At 31.4% G+C, this 18,475-nt stretch carries 20 protein-coding genes; 16 read left to right on the top strand and 4 right to left on the bottom strand.

The features are described 5' to 3' along the window. Nucleotides 1–88: 88 nt before the first annotated feature. The 3 genes from Q5Y73_RS15850 to Q5Y73_RS15840 form a co-directional block, all read right to left on the bottom strand. On the bottom strand, nucleotides 89–1,858 hold the full coding sequence (locus Q5Y73_RS15850; protein ID WP_305992890.1) for a CsxC family protein: 1,770 nt from the start codon (nucleotides 1,856–1,858) through the stop codon (nucleotides 89–91). A gap of 109 nt (nucleotides 1,859–1,967) precedes the next feature. After that, nucleotides 1,968–2,651: a CsxC family protein gene (locus tag Q5Y73_RS15845; protein ID WP_305992889.1), complete on the bottom strand. Its 684-nt coding sequence runs from the start codon at nucleotides 2,649–2,651 to the stop codon at nucleotides 1,968–1,970. A 154-nt stretch (nucleotides 2,652–2,805) separates the two neighbouring features. Continuing rightward, nucleotides 2,806–3,513, bottom strand: coding sequence for a CsxC family protein (locus Q5Y73_RS15840; protein ID WP_305992888.1), 708 nt, complete (start codon nucleotides 3,511–3,513; stop codon nucleotides 2,806–2,808). 391 nt (nucleotides 3,514–3,904) lie between these two features. On the opposite strand from Q5Y73_RS15840, the gene Q5Y73_RS15835 reads away from it, so the two are divergent. From Q5Y73_RS15835 to Q5Y73_RS15785, 12 genes are all read left to right on the top strand, one after another. Next, a complete protein-coding gene (locus Q5Y73_RS15835; RefSeq protein WP_305992887.1) occupies nucleotides 3,905–4,888 on the top strand; it encodes an aldo/keto reductase in 984 nt (327 codons plus the stop codon). A 171-nt stretch (nucleotides 4,889–5,059) separates the two neighbouring features. Further along, nucleotides 5,060–5,575, top strand: coding sequence for a hypothetical protein (locus Q5Y73_RS15830; protein WP_305992886.1), 516 nt, complete (start codon nucleotides 5,060–5,062; stop codon nucleotides 5,573–5,575). Between the two features lie 248 nt (nucleotides 5,576–5,823). Beyond that, nucleotides 5,824–6,609 carry a FixH family protein gene (locus Q5Y73_RS15825; RefSeq protein ID WP_305992885.1) on the top strand — a complete coding sequence of 262 codons (786 nt, stop codon included), beginning with the start codon at nucleotides 5,824–5,826 and terminating at the stop codon, nucleotides 6,607–6,609. 207 nt (nucleotides 6,610–6,816) lie between these two features. Beyond that, entirely contained in the window at nucleotides 6,817–7,368 is a 552-nt protein-coding gene (locus tag Q5Y73_RS15820; RefSeq protein WP_305992884.1) for a sigma-70 family RNA polymerase sigma factor, read from the top strand. Continuing rightward, nucleotides 7,337–8,791 carry a DUF4179 domain-containing protein gene (locus Q5Y73_RS15815; protein WP_305992883.1) on the top strand — a complete coding sequence of 485 codons (1,455 nt, stop codon included), beginning with the start codon at nucleotides 7,337–7,339 and terminating at the stop codon, nucleotides 8,789–8,791. The genes Q5Y73_RS15820 and Q5Y73_RS15815 overlap by 32 nt, the downstream gene beginning before the upstream one ends. Before the next feature lie 204 nt (nucleotides 8,792–8,995). Then, nucleotides 8,996–9,520 carry a sigma-70 family RNA polymerase sigma factor gene (locus tag Q5Y73_RS15810; RefSeq protein WP_305992882.1) on the top strand — a complete coding sequence of 175 codons (525 nt, stop codon included), beginning with the start codon at nucleotides 8,996–8,998 and terminating at the stop codon, nucleotides 9,518–9,520. Next, a complete protein-coding gene (locus Q5Y73_RS15805; protein ID WP_305992881.1) occupies nucleotides 9,513–10,862 on the top strand; it encodes a DUF4179 domain-containing protein in 1,350 nt (449 codons plus the stop codon). The genes Q5Y73_RS15810 and Q5Y73_RS15805 overlap by 8 nt, the downstream gene beginning before the upstream one ends. Nucleotides 10,863–11,061: 199 nt before the next feature. Next, nucleotides 11,062–12,336, top strand: coding sequence for a DUF4179 domain-containing protein (locus Q5Y73_RS15800; protein ID WP_305992880.1), 1,275 nt, complete (start codon nucleotides 11,062–11,064; stop codon nucleotides 12,334–12,336). A 324-nt stretch (nucleotides 12,337–12,660) separates the two neighbouring features. Beyond that, the gene (locus tag Q5Y73_RS24895) at nucleotides 12,661–12,780 is read left to right on the top strand and encodes a hypothetical protein (protein ID WP_371320222.1); all 120 of its coding nucleotides are present in this window, start codon (nucleotides 12,661–12,663) and stop codon (nucleotides 12,778–12,780) included. Then, a complete protein-coding gene (locus Q5Y73_RS15795) occupies nucleotides 12,728–13,042 on the top strand; it encodes a hypothetical protein (protein ID WP_305992879.1) in 315 nt (104 codons plus the stop codon). The genes Q5Y73_RS24895 and Q5Y73_RS15795 overlap by 53 nt, the downstream gene beginning before the upstream one ends. A gap of 47 nt (nucleotides 13,043–13,089) precedes the next feature. Next, on the top strand, nucleotides 13,090–14,085 hold the full coding sequence (locus Q5Y73_RS15790; RefSeq protein ID WP_305992878.1) for a DUF4179 domain-containing protein: 996 nt from the start codon (nucleotides 13,090–13,092) through the stop codon (nucleotides 14,083–14,085). A 2-nt stretch (nucleotides 14,086–14,087) separates the two neighbouring features. Continuing rightward, nucleotides 14,088–14,339 (top strand): hypothetical protein, encoded by a 252-nt coding sequence (locus Q5Y73_RS15785; RefSeq protein WP_305992877.1) that lies wholly within the window; start codon nucleotides 14,088–14,090, stop codon nucleotides 14,337–14,339. A 125-nt stretch (nucleotides 14,340–14,464) separates the two neighbouring features. Here the strand turns inward: Q5Y73_RS15785 and rsgA are convergent, their stop codons facing one another. Further along, the gene (rsgA, locus tag Q5Y73_RS15780) at nucleotides 14,465–15,523 is read right to left on the bottom strand and encodes a ribosome small subunit-dependent GTPase A (RefSeq protein WP_305992876.1); all 1,059 of its coding nucleotides are present in this window, start codon (nucleotides 15,521–15,523) and stop codon (nucleotides 14,465–14,467) included. Nucleotides 15,524–15,974: 451 nt separating this feature from the next. Between rsgA and Q5Y73_RS15775 the strand changes: the two genes are divergently transcribed. From Q5Y73_RS15775 to Q5Y73_RS15760, 4 genes are all read left to right on the top strand, one after another. After that, a complete protein-coding gene (locus tag Q5Y73_RS15775; protein ID WP_305992875.1) occupies nucleotides 15,975–16,454 on the top strand; it encodes a hypothetical protein in 480 nt (159 codons plus the stop codon). Nucleotides 16,455–16,488: 34 nt separating this feature from the next. Further along, nucleotides 16,489–17,001: a hypothetical protein gene (locus Q5Y73_RS15770; RefSeq protein ID WP_305992874.1), complete on the top strand. Its 513-nt coding sequence runs from the start codon at nucleotides 16,489–16,491 to the stop codon at nucleotides 16,999–17,001. A 74-nt stretch (nucleotides 17,002–17,075) separates the two neighbouring features. Further along, the gene (locus tag Q5Y73_RS15765; RefSeq protein WP_305992873.1) at nucleotides 17,076–17,555 is read left to right on the top strand and encodes a hypothetical protein; all 480 of its coding nucleotides are present in this window, start codon (nucleotides 17,076–17,078) and stop codon (nucleotides 17,553–17,555) included. 369 nt (nucleotides 17,556–17,924) lie between these two features. Next, nucleotides 17,925–18,440 carry a hypothetical protein gene (locus Q5Y73_RS15760; protein ID WP_305992872.1) on the top strand — a complete coding sequence of 172 codons (516 nt, stop codon included), beginning with the start codon at nucleotides 17,925–17,927 and terminating at the stop codon, nucleotides 18,438–18,440. Nucleotides 18,441–18,475 lie beyond the last annotated feature (35 nt).

Here is an 18,475-nt window from a genome sequence, read left to right as displayed (position 1 = left end):
GACTCACTAGTCTAAAATCGTCATGTCTTGTAAGCTGCATTAAGTGCCACTTCTTAGAAGACTTTATAACTTTGGGCGATATGGTACTTTAGTATTCTGTTTTGACCTTTTTTGAAAACAATTTTTTTAACCAAGAAAAGAATCCAGCAGATTCATTTTTTGTGACTTTAACTTCTTGTTTTACGTTTTTAACTATTGCTTTTAATTCTTCTATTTCTGCATTTAATTCTGAAATGTGATTTGGATTCACTTCGAGTTTTTGATTTTTCTCTTTTTTCTCTTTCACCTGATTTACATTATGAATCTCAGACTTTAATTGAGCAACCTCATTGTTTAATATTTCAAGTTCTTTATTTTTCTTTTCAAACGTTTCTTCATGCTGCTTTAACTTTGTATCTGTTTCATTGTTTTTATTCATATTTTGAACAAGTTCTTTTAAATGAGAAAGTTCACTGTTTAGTTCATTTATTTCTGTATCTTTATTATTTAGTGATTCAACTTCAATTTCTGATTGTTTATTTGTAGTATTTCCCATTTGTTTGCTCATATCTTGAACAAGATGCTTTAAATGAGAAAGTTCACTGTTTAGTTCATCAATTTCTTCATTTTTATTACTAAGTGTTTCTTCTTGTTCTTTTGAGTTCTCTTCAGCTTTTAATGTGATTTCTTCGTTCATATTATGAATAAGTTCTTTTAATTGAGACAGTTCGCTATTTAATGCAGAGATTTCATTATCTTTATTTTTAAGTGTGGTTTCTTGTTCTTTAGATTGAGCAACTGCTTGTTGAGTGATTTCTTCATTCATGTTGTGATAAAGGCTTTTTAATTGAGAAATTTCATTGTCTAGTGATAAAATTTCATTTTCTTTATCTTTAAGCGCTTTTTCTTGTTCTTCTATATATACTTTAATGTCCAGATTTGGTTGTACCTCATTAGGAACTGTAGCTTTAATTTGTGCTTTTTCACCATCAGGATCGTCCTGCCTACTAACACTTGTATCCTTTGGTTTCTCATCATCAGGACATTCTTCAACAGGTTCTTCAGGTTGATCTGGTTCTGGTTCAAATACTGGATCTGGTCCTGGTTCAGGAGTTGGTTCAGGAGTTGGTTCAGGAGTCGGTTCAGGTGTTGGTTCTGGTACTGGTGTGGGATCTTGTGTAGTAGAACTAGAAGTCATAACTGCTACAGATTTTGAGATCACTTTTTCTTGTTTCTGAGTTAGATTTATAGTTAAGCTAACAATCATTTTCTCCCTCAATGTTCTAAAAGTGCCTTCATCTTTTGGACCATATAATAGTGGAGTTCGATCTTTGTATAAATCTCTCTCATTTATAGTCATCTGAACAATTTCAGTTTCTACAGGTACATTTTGAGGTTGCCATATTGCTTGATCAAATTGAGTTAACTTACGGCCATGAAAACTTTGTGTTGCTTGCTCGTTATGAAACAATTCTGGAAAAATATTTTCAACAGGGATTGCACAATTGAATGGAACGTTAACAGTGCAATGCCTAATTTTACCACAAACGGCTTCTTCAGTTTCACAATCTATTGCAGAATAACGTATATTTTTACGTATGTGACCACCTAGAAATAACTTTCCTGATAAAATGCAGTTTGTAGATGGACTTGTAACTTCGATAAACTCACATTGAGTGATACAAAGATCTTTATCAATGTCTTTAATATCCAATGCATCTCTATCTAGTTCAATATCTGCTTCAAGGTCTATTTGGACATTTATTGTTCCTAAGAGTACATTTACTAAAAAAGTATCGGGATCTACAGCATCGCAAGAGGAAGTACTATCAGTAAATAATGGCGTGACTCTTACGCAATCATCATATTTATCGAACACAATTTATTCTCCTTTCTTTTAGGGTTGGGATATTATATTCTAAAGTACATTTACTTGATTGGGGTATTAGCTGAAGTTTTGAAAATTCGGGCTTATCTTACTGTATAATCTATCTAATTGGTCCATTTATACTAGGAATCAAAGGTACAATACGTTTTTGAAAAAGAGTAATATTCAAAGAGACAACCATTTTTTCCCTTAGTGTAGTAAATGTTGCTTCATCTTTAGGGCCTTTATATAATGGAGTTCTATTGTTATAGAAATCACGTTCATTAATTGTAACACTATTGATTTCAGCTTCTACTGGAGTGTTTTGAGGTTGCCATAAACTTTGATCAAATTGGGTGAGTTTACGTCCGTGGAAACTTTGGATAATACGATCATTACTTTCAAAGGTGGGGTATATATTTTCAACTGGTATAGCACAGGTAAATGGGACATTTACTGTACAATGACGGATTTCTCCACATACTCCATCATTTGATATACTGTCAATGGCAGAATAACGGATGTTCTTACGAACATATCCTTTCAAAAACAACTTTCCTGTTAGTAGACAATCATTTGATGGATTAGTGATTTCAATGAATTCGCACTGGGTAACACAAACCTCTTTATCAATATCCTTAATGTCTAAAGCCTTTTGATCTAATTGTATCTCTGCTTCTATATCAATTTGACAATTTAAGGTTCCTAATACGACATCCACTTTAAAAGTGTTCGGTTCCGCTGGTTTCGTTTGCGAAGTGCAATCAGTTAAAATGGGTGTTACTTTTACACCAGAATCACTCATTGCCTTAATCCCCTTCCTTATTGATATATTGTAGTATATTCAATTAGAAATAGAGAAATGGTTATTTTAACTGAAAATTACAGCAGATATAAATGGGTCTCACTAAAAAGAAAACCACCTTTAACTACAATTAAAGGCGGTTTTAATATTGATTTTATCTTCTTGTAACATTGGCTTGGGCTGTTGTTGTAGTTGTTGTTTTAGGTATTGTGCACTCTCTTTTTTGGAATAAAGTAGCTTCAATATTAACAACCATTTTTTCTCTTACAGTTCTAAATACTGCTTCATCTTTAGGTCCATAAGAAATGGGTACACGATTTTGATATAAATCTCTTTCGTTGATTGTTACACTGTTCAATTCACATTCTACAGGTACATTTTGTGGCTGCCAAATTGCTTGATCGAATTGAGTTAGTTTTCTACCATGGAAGCTTTGAGTAGCAACTTCGGTAAAACTGCAATCTGGAAACACATCAGTAATCGGAATCGCACACTTAAACGGTACATTCACAGTACAATGACGAATTTCTCCACAAATTCCATGCTCATCTACACAACTAGCAGTAGAATAACGAATGTTTTTACGCACATGTCCTCCTAAAAACATTTTTCCTGATAAAGAGCAGTCATTAGTTGGCGTAGTTACTTCAATAAATTCACATTGTGTGATACAAACATCCTTATTAATGTCTTTAATGTCTAGAGCTTCTTGGTCTAATTCAATATCAGCTTCAATATCAATTTGACAACTTAATTTACATAATACTTGATCCAATAAAAAAGTATTTGGTTCCACTGGGTCACATGTGGATGTACAATCACATAAAATCGGTGTTACCTTTGTGCAATCTTTTTCACTCATTTGTTTAACTCCTTTCAAAAATTTAAGGTAAAATGATATTTCCATAACATCATATTCTGAATTTTGTATTTGGTTTGGACATTTGACTGATTTTTTAAAGAAAAGGCTCTTGTGTAGTTATTTTTTTGTTCAGATAAAATACTATTAGTTCGTAATGCCCTAAATAACGTATTCACACTTGTAGTATATTAAATAAATGGTTGAAATGATTGGATAGGAGCCCAATTTTATAATTTAGATAAATATTTGATAACCTGTTTGAATTCAGTATAAGTCTTAAAGTTTCATTAATCATGATTTTATTTTACTCATGAATGGTTTCAGATTGAATAGAGGTAAAAATATTGTTAAGATAATATATGGGTTTGTTTAACGACTGGAGGAAGATGAAATGAATTATAGACAGCTAGGCAATCGGGATTTAAAAGTAAGTGAAGTTAGTTTTGGAACTTGGGCTATCGGTGGTTCTTGGGGCAGTACGAACGATGAGGAATCATTAAAAGCGTTACATAAAGCGATGGATGAAGGTGTTAATTTTTTTGATACTGCGGATGTTTATGGCGGAGGGCATAGTGAGGAATTGTTAGCAAAAGCTACAAAAGGAAAAGAAAATTCCGTACATATTGCGACGAAGTTTTGTCGTTTTGGAGACATTCATGATCCGAATACATATTCTATGGAAACTGTTCGAAATTATTGTGAAACGAGTTTAAAGAAATTAAATAGAGAAGCAATTGACCTTTATCAAATTCATTGCCCTCCAATAGAAATTATAAAAGATGGCAGCGTATTTGAAGTATTAAACAAATTGAAAGAAGAAGGAAAAATCCGTCATTATGGAGTTAGTGTAGAAACGGTAGAAGAAGGTTTATTATGTTTAGAGAATCCCAATGTAGCTGCGTTGCAAGTGATTTTTAACATATTTAGACAAAAGCCAGCAGAAGAGCTTTTTGCAAAAGCTAAAGAGAATGGTACTGGTATTTTAGTTAGATTACCTTTAGCTAGTGGATTATTAACAGGGAAATTCACTGCTAAGAGCACTTTTGAAGATGATGACCATCGTCGCTTTAACGAAAATGGTGAACTATTTAATGTAGGAGAAACTTTTGCTGGTTTAGGGTTATCCAAAGGATCTGAACTAGCAAATCAATTGACTTGGATTGCTGAAGGCAGAGGGAATATGACAAGAGCGGCATTGCGTTGGATTCTTGATCATGAAGAAGTAAGCTGTGTTATTCCAGGATTTAAAAATGTAAAACAAGTAGAGGATAATTTACAGGCCATTCATGTTCCTTCATTTACAAAGGAAGAAATGAAAAAACTGAACGATTTTTACCAGAATGAAGTATTCCCTCATATTAGAGGAGTTTATTGAGAAATTTTATATTTTCGGAGCGTTTGTTATAAATTGAAGAGTTCTTTTGATTAGGATGGGTTCTAGAGTGGATCCATTCTTTTTCATTTTATGAAATGTTTAGTATATGAATGATTAGTTTTGTTCTAATTAAATGTATGTTAATTTAAGATTTTATAAGGGAGTGGAATTATGGCATTTAATCGAATATTTTGGGGAATCCTTTTTTGGTTTGATTTTAGAATCAATGATTTTGATATATTGCCTGATATTGTAGGGTATATTCTTATTTTTTCAGGACTATCACTATTGTTACAGCAAAATTCTCACTTTATATCTGCACAGAAGTTGTCCATTCCGTTAATTGTATTATCTATTTTTGATGTTATTACATTAAATATTGGATTTTTAGGATATTTCATCTTTGTCGGTTTCACAATACTGAATTTATTGCTTGTGTTTCATCTATGTAAAGGGATTGAGGTTTGGGCAAGATTCAATGCACAGTATCAATTAGCAGATTTAGCAATGAATAGATGGAAAATTTATTTCATTGTATCTGTAGTAGGAGCCGCTTTAGTAACGGGAGCATTGATCATTCTTCCATTGGCCTTTTTATTAATTATTCCTCTACTTATTGCAAATATCATAGCCATCATTTTATTATTAACTTTAATGAAAAATGCACAGAAGGAATTAAGGTATTGATTTAATTAATAATGATTAAAACAGTGAACGAATGTGTCAAATCGTTCACTGTTTTGTTTTTTGTTCATTGAAATTTCATAATAAGGATTGATTGTATTTTGTTATATTTATAGTAGAATTGTAGACTGTAAAAAGTGATCTAAATCAAAACTGCAAAGTTTTAAAGAAGATCGTTTTTGTGAACAATGGTTTTATCAGTTTCTAAATATTAAAAATGATTTTAATGGAAAAGGAAGGAATACATACAAATGAGAAAAAATCACTTCATGATAAAATCGTTGGTTTTTATCATGATCATTGCTTTGGCAGCAGGATGTACAGCTACTCAAGAGGAAACATCATCTGAATTGCCACCACCTAAATTATTTGATGTGAGCATTCAAATTAGTCCGATAGACATTCAAAAAGGAGAGCCTGTAACAATTGAAGCTATTGTAACTCTAGATTCAGAAAAAATTGAAGATGCAAGTGAAGTGAAATTTGAATTTAAAAATGAAAGTAGAGAAGAGTCTACATTTGCGTATGGATCACATCAAGGAGAAGGTGTTTATTCTGTAGAAGAAACATTTAATGAAGATGGCGTGTACAGTGTAACGGCACATGTGACTGCACGAAATATGCATAATATGCCTAAGAAACAGTTTATCGTAGGAAACGTGGATCAAATGATGGATGAGGATATGGATTCAAATGAAATGGATCATGAGAACATGGATGAATCTATGAGTGAGGCTATTGCTGGAGAATTAGGTATACATTTAATGGGGATTGAAAATGTGGTTGCAAATGATGAAACAGACTTAACAGCACATTTGCAACAAGGTGATCAATTATTAATCGATGCTAAAGTACAATTTGAGGTTTGGTTTGAAAATAATGAAAATCATGAGTACGTTGATGCATCAGAAGAAATGCAAGGCATGTACAAATCAGATTATATCTTCACTTCAACCGGTACTTACAACGTAACCATTCATGTTGAAAAAGGTGAGGAAATTCATGACCATAAAGAATTTAAGGTTGAAGTAAAGTAATTTAATAATATTAGATAAGCGGGGGCTTCCATTGGGAGCCTCTTTTTACTTATGTGTGCAATATATCGGTTTCATTTTTATAGCTAATATTGTATGTTATTGTAAATACATTCGTTAATGATTTTAAATTATTCTCAAATCTTAAAACTTTTTCCCTCTAGAAACGAGTCTAATAAATAGAAACATAAAAAGAGAGGAGTGATAAGTTTGGAACTGGATCAGCTTGTGAAACAGGCACAAAAACAAAACGATGAAGCCTTCTATGAATTGATTTCCATACATAAAAATCAGCTGTACAAAGTGGCATATTCTTATTTTAAAAATGAGCAGGACGCTTTAGATGCATTACAAGAAGTGACTTACCGTGCTTATTTTAAAATTAAAAAAGTGCAGGAACCTCAATATTTTTCTACATGGTTGATTCGAATTATGTTGAATTATTGTACTGACGAAATGAATAGGAGAAACAAACAAGAAATGAAAATGATTGAACGTGATAAAGCTGCAACAATGGATGAACATTTACTGGCTGAATTAGAGTTTGACGATTTGATTGATTCTCTAGATCCAAAATATCAACAAATTATTAAGTTAAAGTATGTAAATGATCTTACTATCTCTCAGATTTCAGAGGTTGTGCAATATCCAGAAGGAACTGTAAAAACGTGGTTGTATAAATCTTTGAAACTAATTAGAAAACAATTAGAAAGCGAAGGAGGTATATCACATGTACGAGCAAGAAGAGAAATTGCTAAGTAAGATGAAAGATCGTTATGAAGAGATACCCATTCCAAGTCATATAGATTTTGCTATAAATGCTGGGATTCAAAAACGAAATAAAAAAAGAAAGACAAAACTAGTATTTACAATGTCAGCACTAACAGCAAGTATATTAATTTTAATATTTGTGGGTTCTATTAGAGTATCACCAACGTTTGCAATGTATATGAATAATATACCAGGGTTATCCAAAGTTATTGAAATTATTAATTACGATAAAGGCCTTCAATCGGCAGTAGATCATGGTTATATTCAGTCTGTAGACACAAAGGATGAGAAGGATGGTATGAGTTTTACTGTTGATCAAGTTATGAAGGATGAATCGAATTTAATTATATTTTTTACAATAAATAATATTGATCGTTCTGATCAAGTGACAGTAAGGGAAACGGAGTTACTATCTATAGATGGAGAAAAAATCGATGCTAGTAGAATTTATGCTATAATACCTCAAAGTGAAAAGGGCCAAACTACATTAAATGGTCGCATTGATTACAAATTAGAGGGGGAACTACCGAAAGAATTTAATTTACAAGCTCAAGTTTATCAATATACATCTGGACCAGAATGGTATAATGAAGTGTCAACTTATTCTTTACCGATTTATTTAGTAGATGGGAAGTTTGAAAAAGAAAAAGAGATGATTCAAATACACAAGACCGTAGAAATAGAGAATCAAATGATTACTTTTGATGAATTAGAAATTTATCCTACAGGTTCCGTAATAAATGTGAGATTTGATCCTAATAATTCAAAGAAAATATTTGGCTTTAATGATTTGCAGATCTTAGATGGTGAAGGAAATAAATGGATTCAAACGGATAAAAATAGTTATTATGATCTTGATGAAACAAACGGAGTTCTTTATCTAGAAAGTAGTTATTTTGAAAATCCTGAAGAACTTTTTATTGAATTCTCATCAATTAGAGCCCTTGAAAAAGAGGACTTAGATTTGACAATAGATCTTACTAATAAAACAGTATTAGATGGTCCTGTTCAACAAATCTCATTGATTGAAGTCAGTGAAAGTACTTTAGAGAATTCATCTGAAGAAATAACGAAGTATCATTCGCTGTACTTTAAGGTTGAAAATATGAATAATATGAGATTTTCAGATTTGTTTGATTGGCGTTTTTCTGATGGAGATGGAGAAGAGTTTACAATTCGGGCTTTTGGAACTAGCGGGCCCTATCATAAATCAATTAGTGATTATACTATCATGATGGATGAAAATTTTGATAGATATTCAGAAAGGCTTTCTGAGTTTCATTTATTGAATCGAGATATTACTGATTTTTATTCAATCGAGATATTAAAACAAGAATATGAGAACCCTATCACATTTAAGATTAAAGATTTTCCTACGACGATTAATGAGGATTTTCTCATTAAAATAAAATAAATAAAAAATGAATGAATTTTAAAAGGTACCTATATGATAGGTGCCTTTTTACTTATCAGCAAATATTAATAGTTGAATATTTAAATAGTTCACATGTTGTTCACATGTTACAATTTTCTAATAACTTATATTTTTAAAAAAACTAAAACCTTTTATTGTACTTATTCGTCTAATGAATACAAAAACAGTGAGGGAGGGAGAATGTTGAAGATAGAACAACTTGTGAGGAAGGCTCAAAAAAAAGATCATGATGCCTTTTATGAATTAATTTCAATACATAAATTTCAATTATATAAAATAGCATTCTCTTATTTTAAAAATGAACAAGATGCGCTTGAAGCTGTTCAGGAAGTGACATGTCGAGCTTTTATCAAAATTAAAAAGTTAAAGAGTCCACAATATTTTTCTACTTGGCTCATTCGTATATTGCTCAATTATTGTAACGATGAATTAAAAAGAAAAAAACGAGCTGAAGTAAAAGAAATAGAAATATCTTTTGAACAAAATGAGACTGAAATCCTCACAAAAGTAGATTTGGAAAAAATGGTGAATTTATTAGATCCAAAATATCAAGAAGTCATCAAACTAAAATACGTGCACGATTTAACAATCCCTCAAATAGCAGCGGTGGTTGAAAGTCCAGAAGGAACAGTGAAAACCTGGTTAAATAAATCTTTGAAATTATTGAGGAAACAAATGAAAAGGGAAGGGGGTTCATTTGATGCCTGATCAAGAAGAAAAGTTATTTAATGGTTTAAAAGAACAATACAAAGACCTGCCAATACCTGAAGATATTGATTTGTATATAAAAAGAGGGATTTCTAAAGCGAATAATAAGAGCAAAATTAAGAGACGATTTATGATATCCATCATCACAGCTAGCATGCTTTTATTTATATTAGTAGGTTCAATAAGAGTGTCACCGTCATTTGCAATGTATCTGAATAACATTCCTGGTTTTTCAAAGGTGGTGGAGTTCATTTATAATGACAAAGGTCTTAAATCTGCAATTGATCACGGTTTTGTTCAATCTGTAGGGGAATCAGGTAAGTATGATGATGTAACAGTGACTATTGACCAAGTGATAGTTGATGAAGAAAAGATGGTTTTATTTTATACAGTGGAAAATATTAAACATTACAATAGAGTTTATGCTCATACACAATTGAATACACTTGATAATCAAAAATATGCATATGGAAATGGGAGCGTTCTTGATTTTAATACAGGTATTGACAATTCAGTGAGTGGAAAGGTTGAATTTTATTTAAAAGATAATATTCCAGATGATTTTATATTCAAAGTTGATTTAGATACAACAGGATGGAATAAAAATGTATATGGTTTTTCTGATACGATAAGTATAGAATTTAGCGTGGATAAGAATTTGTTTGAATATGATAAAAAATTAATAGCAATTCATGAAACTGTAGAAATTGAGGGACAACGTATCACGTTTGATTCCATTTTCATTTATCCAACACGTACAGAATTAAAGCTGACTTTTGATAAAAATAATACAAAAAAAATCTCAGGATTCAATGATTTACGTATTTCTGACAACAAAGATAATGAATGGTTTCCAATTGAGTCAGATAATAGTCCATATCTTTTTAAAGAATCAGAAGCTATCGTTTACTTGGAAAGTAGTTATTTTGAAGATCCGGAAGAAATGTATGTAGCTTTTTCTTCAGTCAGAGCTGTAAATAAGGACAAAGTAGATTTAGTGATTGATCTTGATAAAAGAGCATTAATCAGTGCTCCTGATGATCATATTTCTTTGTTTATGATAGGTGAGTATGAGTCTGATTTTTATAATAGCAAAATAAAGAAATACTTATCCTTGGTTTTTTTAATGCGAGATGAGCATCAAAGAGATTTACTAGAAATTGATTCAGACTTTACAGACGGAATGCAAAATGAGTATCAAATTCAAGGGTACACTTACAGGAAGGGTGCAAAGACGAAGGAAATTCATATTCCTCAACAAGAATATATGAATCCTATAAAGTTAAGAATCGTAGATTATCCAACAACAATCTATAAAGATGTTGTTATAAAAATCAAATAAAAACCCGAAAAGGTCATCAAACTATCAGTGGGAGGTATAAAAATTCCCACTGGTAACAAGTTCAAGATTATCTTTGTTAAACTTAGATTATCTACAATTTTGGATGATCTTTTTTTGCATGTTCAATTGGTTTATACTTGTTCCGTCGCAACTATTTGGTAAATTCATTGTATAATATTAATGTAAAAGAGGTGGGAGTATGGAATACGAGGATACTATACAGAATGAAGTACTAGAAAAAGATGAAAGACTAAAAGATATACAAGTGAGTAAAGGTAAAAGTAAAAAACGATTGCTGTTTAAATTAGGGTTCGTTATTATGTTGATTTTAATTGTTGTTATCCTGTTTATTTGGAAGATTTCAACAGATGTAAAATATGAAGAATATAAATCTGGAATTAGTGAATTAGTTCAATACGATAAAGGTTTATTAGCTGCATTAGAACATGATTTTATTCAATATGTTGATCAATCTGACCAACATCAAGGTATCACTTTTACAGTAGACTCAGTAGTTATGGATGAATCTATGATGATTGTGTTTTATAGTATATCTAGTTTAGAAAATATGAATCGTATGAAGTTAAGCGGAATAGATTTATTGAAGTCTGATGGTGAGCAGTATCGTACTGGTATTTCTAGAAGTGGTTTCAACGAAATTGAATCTGTAGGAAGCAATTATATTACATTTCTTTTTAGTGAAGACAGACCTGAAGATGAATTTGTACTAAATGTAGGATTCACTGTCATTGATGAGGATGTAGAAGAAAAACTCCCTTATACATGGTCTGTCCCATTTCAAGTAGATAAAACGTTATATCAAGATGCGAAACAAATATATACTATTAATCAAACTTTTGATATTGAAGGTCAGTTAATTACATTTGAAGATATTTCGATATATCCAACACGTTCAGAATTAAAAGTGAAATATGATGATAATAACTCAAAAGAAATATTCGGATTCGACGAATTATATGTTGTAGATCAAAATGGGAATAAGTGGGGTACAAAAGGGTCATCAGGTTTAGGTGAGTATGCGGAGGTCATTTATTTTGAAAGTAATTATTTTGATGAATATGAAGAATTATATATCGAATTTCATTCCATACGAGCACTAGACAAAGATAAATTAGAGGTGCAAGTGGATTTGCAGCAACAAAAGATTCTCAGCGCTCCAGATGAAAATATTTCACTGAAATTTGTAAATGAAAAAGAAAATGAATTACAATTAGGTTTTCATATAAAACATGATGCATTCTATAAAAACCACCATATAGGGGGTTTTTATAATAAATATCACGATATAAATAATACATATTCATTTAGACAAACTTCAATGAGTAGTCTTGAAAATGATATATTTGAGATCACCCTACATTTACCGAAAGACGAATATACTGGACCACTTACTTTTTCACTCTGGGATTACCCACAGAGACTTATAGAAAATACTCGCATACAAATAAAATAAGTTTAAAAAGGTTATCCATTCGTTGGATAGTCTTTTTTTGTAATATATTTCTACGCATAAACAAATTTGATATTATTGTCTATCGGGAAGAGGTGGATAAACATGAATAATGGAAATAAGATGGATGAGAAGTTGAACTTGGAGAGTTAAAAAAGTTCAAAGAAAAGAATAAAATAAAATGGGTATTTACATTTATCATCGTTCTTTTCGTAGTGCCCATCATTTTATATTTATGGAAACCTTCTGTATTTGTAAAAACTGATGGAGAATTTAAATATGATGAATTAATATCTAACGATTTATCCCACACGGTCTGAGCTTCTAGTGTCCTTTGAAAATAATAATACAAAACAAATCTTTGGTTTTGATGATTTATATATTGTAGATGACAATGGAAATAGATGGGGGGGGTGGACCACACGACCTTACCTCATCAGGAAGTGATCCAGAGATCCTTTTTTATTTAGAAAGCAGTTATTTTGAAAAAACGGATGCATTATATTTTGAATTCTCTTCCATAAGAGCGCTTGATAAAAACAATTTGGAATTTAAAGTGGATTTGAACAGTGGTAACATAAAAGAATCGTCAGGAGAAGAGTACATAATAGAGATACCAAAACAACAGTATACTTATCCTTTGACCTTTACTTTTACTGGGTTCCCTTCAACAATAAATGGGGATGTTCGAATTAAAGTACGCTACTAATTCATTTCTATGAAGTATAATGTATAGATAGAAAAAGGTGGGAGAGTATGGATAAAGAAAGAAGAAGTGGGACTTTGCATAATAAAACATTAATAGTAATGATCGGGCTGCTAATTATAATAACAATGATAACTATCATATTATGGAAGTCTCCAATGTTTATGAAGAATGACTTTAGTAGCAGTGAATTAATGAACCTAATCAATACAGATCAGGGACTAATGAATGCAGTTGAACATGATTTTATTCAAATCATTGAACAATCAGACGAACATGAAGGGATTAAAATTACAGTAGAATCAGTGATTGTAGATGAAGCTAAAATGATCGTTTTGTATTCGATGGAGGGTGTAAGGGATTTTAAAAGGGTGTATTCTAAATCAGTAGAATTACTAAAAATAAATGGTGAAATCTATGGTGCTGGCAGCACATATAATTCTCCCGTGAATAATGAAGAACAATCCAATATCATATATGATCGAATTGATTTTTACTTTTTTGATGAAAATAAGCCCGAAGATATGATCTTGAAGTTAAAATTAGAGGCTGGAAATACCTTTTCAGATACAAAAGAATTAGAGAGCACCTGGTCAATTCCATTTAAAGTAGATAAAAAAAAGTTTCAAAATAAAAGTAGATTTTATTCAATCAATAAAACTGTGCAAATAGAAGGACAATCACTATCATTTCATGATTTAACGATTTATCCAATACGCTCTGAATTATTGATCAGTATTGATGAAAATAATTCAAAAGAGATTTTTGGATTTGAAGATTTAAGAATCTCTGACCATGAAGGAAATGTCTGGGAGACTGTATCTAGTGGTTTTATTGGTAAACAGCTGAATGATACAGAACAACTTGTTTATTTAGAAAGTAATTACTTTGATCATCCTGAAGAAATGTACATCGAATTATCTACAATTCGTGCGATGAATAAAAATGAACTGCAATTTAATGTGGATTTATCCCAAAATGATTTAGGAACCACCTCAAATGAAAATATATCACTTATCATAAATAAAGATTTGGAGAATTGTTAAGATTGGAGTTTAATGTTACTAGAGATGAATCATTAGCATTATCTAAATCAATTCACGCAAATTTACAGAATCATTTTATAGATGCAAGTGGAGTAGAGTATAGCATCGATTACATAGGATATTCTAGAAATGGTGAACTTAATGACGAATTATTCGTTGACATTCCCAAAATGGAATATACTAATCCGCTAACGTTTACGTTGACTGATTTTCCATCAGTCATCAAAGGAGATATTAAAGTGAGAATTAAATAATTTAATGAGAAAGGAGTTCTATTGTAGAGCTCCTTTCAACATAATTTTGTTAAAAAACTCTTTCTATGCTTTTCCTTGTGATCCACTATTTAAATCAGTATCGATGTTATCAAGATTATACTAATTTATGGACGATGCATTCTTGTACGATCTCCAGCTATTTTTTTCCATTTGTCTCTTTCAAGCTTTTGTGCTTTTTTATCATTTTTTCTTTCTAAAAAGGCAAGTTCTTTCTTCAGTTTTAAATAACTTTCATATCTATTTTCTTCTAGCGTTCCATTCTCGATTGCGCTTTTAACTGCGCACTTTGGTTCGTTGTTGTGAGAACAGTCCTTAAAATAACACTCATTAGCTAACTGATCAATATCTGAGAAAGTATGATCTAAGCTATCGTCTGCTTCCCAAAGCTGAAATTCTCTCATACCAGGTGTATCCACCATGATCACATCATTTGGCAATAAAAACAACTCTCGATACGTTGTTGTGTGTTTCCCTTTATCATCATGTCGTATTTCTTGAATTTCTTGTACTTCTTTCTCCATTAACAAATTGACCAAAGTCGATTTTCCAACACCAGATGATCCAGTAAGTGTAATGGTATCACCTGCATTCATATAAGGAGCGAGCTGTTCAATTCCTGTTTTTTCTACTGAACTAATCACGCAAATCGGTACACTTATAGCAACTGTTTCAACTTGAGATACTTTCTCATCAACATCTTCACACAAATCTGCTTTGCTTAATATAATGACAGAACTTGCTCCACTTTCCCAAACCATGATTAAATATCGTTCAATTCTTCTCATATTAAAATCATCATTTAAAGAAATAACGATAAAGACAGTATCTACATTGGCTGCAATGATTTGTTCTTCTATTGTAGATCCAGCTACTTTTCTAGAAAATTTACTTTTGCGTGGTAAAACAGCATGGATAATCGCTTTGTTTTCTCCTTCCATTTGTTGAAGGACAACCCAATCCCCTACAGCAGGATAATCTTCTCGTGAAATAGCTTCAAATCTAAATTTACCTGATACTTCTGCTAAACATTCTCCATTTTCCGTATACACTCGGTACAAACGTTTGTGTTCCAAGGCTACTCGTCCAACTATAAATTGATTTTCTTTATATGGTAAAAATGTATGTTCAAAATGATCGTTCCAACCTAATTTGTTTAAATTCAATGTAAAATCCTCCAATTAATATATACTGTTATTTTTTGGGAAATAAAAAAGACCGTATAAACGGTCTTTGTAGTAGATAAGCAAATATACATATCTAACTATTAAAAAACCGTGGGTTACATACACAACCCACGGTACAGTAATCAATTGAAGGTTATTGAACTAATTGATCAACGTATCATTAATGGAGGGTTGTGTATTATTCAATGCAATTAACGTATAAACTCGTAATTTGATTGTCATAAAACATTCCTCCTTAAATTTAGTAAGTAATTTCTAAATCAATATACAATAATTTCTTTTCTTTGTAAAGTGTTTTTTGATAAATTGCATTAAAACTAGGTCATAAACTGATTTTACGTATTGAGTACAAACGTCCAGTCCATCACCTACATAAAACATATGATAACAATAAATGACTTTTTAAATGATTTCAAAGGAGGGAAGCTTTATGAGATTTTTTCAGGAAAGTATATGTGATTGTTGTTTTTGTCCGATGCAGTGTGCTTTAAAAGAATTTATACAAGAAGAAGTAAATATATTTACTCTTTTTGGGAATATCTCTCCATTAGTTGTAAACATTTTCACTGTAGAGGATTTTATTGTCATGGGTACTTCGGCAAACGGGGAAGAAATTATTATCCCAGTTAGTAAAATTCTTTATTTCAATCCTGTTCAATCAAAACAAATCAATCTAAAACCAATTCAAAGAAATATCAAAGGTACTTGTACATGTTTGGAAGATTCAATTACCAGCAAGTTTAAAATCAATGAAACAGTTAATGTGGGTCGTTTACAAGGTGTTGTAAGGGCTGTAGGAGAAGGAGTTGTAATATTAAATAATGAAGCGGGTCAAAACATTGTATCGACCTGTAATGGAGTTATCTTTGTAGATAATATAGGAACGGTTTCAAATGTGGTTTCAAAATAAAGTTATCTAAGTCATAAAGAGAGGAGAAATCTAAATGGGAAGCTTTGAAGAAAATATTTGTAATTGTTGTTTCTGTCCTATGCAACATGTATTAAAACAATTCATTGGAGAAGAAGTAACGGTAAACACAATACTTACTTTTATTAATGGTACGCTTATCGTAAAAATAGACGCTGTCGAGAAATTTAACATCATTGGCACAAACCAAAGTAATGAACCGCCTACACCGATTTGTGTACCGATTAGTAAAATGCTTGGTTTTATTCCTATGAATCCTAAACCTATCAATTTAATTCCTAACAAAAAAAATAATAAAGGAGATTGCGTTTGTTTAGAAGAGGCAGTGACTAATAAACTTAAAGTAAATGATACGGTAGATATAGGAATTGGTGCCAGTTCTTTTACAGTCACGGCTGTAGGAGAAGGAGTTGTTGTATTAGTTAGTAATGATGATGGGAGTCAAAATATTGTATCGACGTGTACTGGTATTCAGTTGGTACAGTCGGTTATGAATTCACAAGTGAATTCAACAGTTAAAAGGCTATAACAATTAAGAGTCGATAGTTTATTAACTAGACTAGAATTAATTTAAGAAAATTTGAATAAGAAGGAGGGAGTTTGATGGGAGTTTTTCAAGAAAATATATGTGATTGTTGTGTATGTCCAATGCAATGTGTTTTACAACAATTTATTCGAGAGAATGTGGTGATACGGACTTTATTCACACAGGTAAGAGTAATGATATCTTCAGTAAAAGATTTTAACGTAATAGGTAGTGATCCTGATTCGGGCATCCCAATTTGTGTTCCTATCAGTCAAATTTTAAGTTTTTTGCCAGAAGAGTCAAAGCTAGTAACTTTAAAATCGATTAGGAAAAATGTAAAGGGAGATTGTGCATGTATTGAAGATTCACTTACAAACAAATTAACAAAAAAAATAAATGATAATGTCAATATAGGTAGTGGGTTTAATGATCTTATTTCAGGAACTATAACCCAAGTTGGTGAAGGTATTGTTATCGTAGAAAATGAAGTGTCGCAGCAGTTCATTATTTCTACTTGTAATGGAGTGTTTTTTGTGGAAAATGTACCGAACAGATGATTGAGTTGCAGATCTATAACTTTGAAAGTTAATTTGTGATAGAAGCGGAAATTGCACTCCAGAGTACAAACGTCCACTCCAAAAACTAACATACATCATAAGATATATAGCGAATATATTTCAAAATAGTTCTAAGGAGTTTGGGGTTCAGACTATAGAATTTGGGAATCCTGCAGCTGTTTCAGAAGCAGACGTACAAAACTCAAATAAAAAATGTTCCACAAATAGAAGGAATTGAAAATTTAAAAACAATTTAGACAAAGTCATACGTAGAATTTACAAATCTGAGTGCAATTATCCATACCATTTTCGTTTTAGAAACATATTAGATTATTGAAATTGAAAAATAAATTGAAAGGAGTGATCCCTATGGGAGTTTTCCAGGAAAACCTTTGTGATTGTTGTGTATGTCCAATGCAATGTGCTTTAAAACAGTTTGAGGGTGAATCGATATTAGTAGTTACGACTATTGACCTTATTGGAGGAGTAGCATTACCTGTAGATAATGTCTCTGTACAAGACTTCAATCTAACCGGAATGAACGGTGATAATTTTATTTGCTTTCCTATAAATCAAATTTTATTTTTTACTACACAAACACCAAGACCAATTACATTAAAACCTAACAAACAAAATGCAAAAGGAAATTGTGCTTGTATTGAAAATGCAGCTACAAATAAATTCAATGTAAATGAATTAGTGAATATGTCGGGTCTGATAACTGGTATCGTTACAAACGTGGGAGAAGGTGTTGTAGTAATTAATGATTCATTTATTGCATCTACTTGTAATAGTGTTTTTTGGATCATAACAAGCTCATCATCAAGTTCACAGATGCCAGTTGTACAAGAGTTAAACACAATACTGCCTCAAAATAATACGTAAGAAATGATCATTGAAGTGACTATAATCACATAGTC

The sequence above is a fragment of the Chengkuizengella axinellae genome, assembly GCF_030730905.1.
GTDB classification, from domain to species: Bacteria; Bacillota; Bacilli; order Paenibacillales; family KCTC-33759; genus Chengkuizengella; species Chengkuizengella axinellae.
This window is presented reverse-complemented; position numbering and strand designations above follow the sequence as displayed.